Raw genomic sequence first — 1,889 nt, forward strand, 5'->3', positions numbered from 1 at the left:
TTACAAAATTTTCATTAGAAAGTTTCTTCTCAATTATAGAAATATACTTTTCAGTTTCTTTTAAAAGTTTTTCCTGTCTTTCAAGTTCTTTTTCTACATCTACGGCACCGGCAATATCTAAATAAGCCTGTCCTATTGAAGAAATAGCTGTTGCCATATTTTTCATTTCAGTTAAATCTTGAGAAATTTCAAGCTTGTCAGCCTTCACAAGATTAGCCACTGCATTTTTTAAGGAAATTAAAACTTTTTCAATCTCTTCATTTTCAGGTTTTATATAGATATTAATTTTTTGAGAAGGCTGGACGCCAAACTCTGCTCTTGCTGCTCTAATGGCAGTTATTAGTTCTTTTAAGCTTTCTATTATATTTTCCTCATTTTCAAAAATAAGATTTTGATTTACTTTTGGATATTCAGCTATAGATAAATAATCCTTATCTTTTGTTGGAAGCTGCTGCCATATTTCCTCTGTAATAAACGGCATAACTGGATGAAGGATTCTTAAAGATTTATCTAAAACATAAATTAATGTTGAAAGTGCAACCTGTTTATCTTTGTCTGAACCTTTATAAACCCTTTCCTTAGTAAACTCTAAATACCAGTCGCAGTATTCGTGCCAGAAAAAGTCATAAGCACCATTTGCATAATCATTATATCTATAGGAATTTATTGCATTTTCAAGATTTGAAATAATTTTTTGAAGTTTAGAAACTATCCATTTATCTTCTGCGGAAAGCTCTAAAGATGTTATATCCTGAATAATATTTCCATTAAAGTTCTTTACATTTTGAAGTACATATTTAGATGCATTCCATATTTTATTAGCAAAGTTTCTATAACCTTCTATTCTTTTTTCTGAAAGTCTTATATCTCTCCCCTGTGCAGCAAGGGCAGCTAACGTAAAGCGTAAAGAATCAGCCCCATATTTTTCGGCCATATCAAGAGGGTCTATTACATTACCTTTTGTTTTTGACATTTTTTCACCTTTTTCATCTCTAACAAGGGCATGTATATAAACATCGGAGAAAGGCTTTTCTTTAGTAAAATAAAGCCCCATCATTATCATACGAGCTACCCAAAAGAATATAATATCAAACCCTGTAACAAGTAAAGATGTAGGATAGTATTTCTGAAGTTCAGGCGTTTTTTCCGGCCATCCTAACGTACCAAAAGGCCAAAGTGCTGAAGAAAACCATGTATCTAAAACATCTTCTTCCTGAGCTAAAACTCTACTACCACATTTTTCACATTTTAAATCAATAAAATATTTAACATCTTTTATATTCTCCTCTATTACACTAAATACACCATCAACTTCTGAAAAGAAAATTCTACCGTTTGGACAATTTCCATAAGAATGGTCAATTAGCCACTGTTTTAATGTCTCTTTGTTTTCAAAAATTTCTGTCTTTTTTATTCCACTTAAAAAAACAGTAAAAATATCTTTAAGCTCTTTTTTGTGATTTTTATAAGCTTTTATTAAATCATCTACAGTAAAACTTCTTGGCAGAAGATTATTTATATAAAGATAAAATACAGCGTGTGGAGGAAAGCCTATAAAATGCTCATTATTTTCAGAGTTTAACACAGGTATTTTTTTATAAGTTTTATCTAAAAACTCTTTTAAATTCTCTTTTTTTAAGCCATTAATTTCTTTTCTAAATACAATTTTTTCATAAAATTCTAGATTTGTTTTATCTTCATGTGTAAAGTTTTGAGAATACAAATAATCAGACAGTTCATTATAAGAGAAAAATTGTGATATTCGTGTATCTCCATAAATATTAAAGATTGTTTTTTCCTCTAAAGAATCAAAATAATCATCATCAAAAACATTTATATTTGAACATTCTTTACAGTACCATACAGGAATTCTATGTCCCCACCAAATT

The 1,889-nt window shown here is 29.3% G+C and carries 1 protein-coding gene; it reads right to left on the bottom strand.

From position 1 onward, the window contains the following. On the bottom strand, positions 1 to 1,889 hold a 1,889-nt coding region (locus tag HG1285_RS17860), incomplete at both ends, for a class I tRNA ligase family protein (protein WP_157560696.1).

The organism is Hydrogenivirga sp. 128-5-R1-1, from assembly GCF_000171895.1.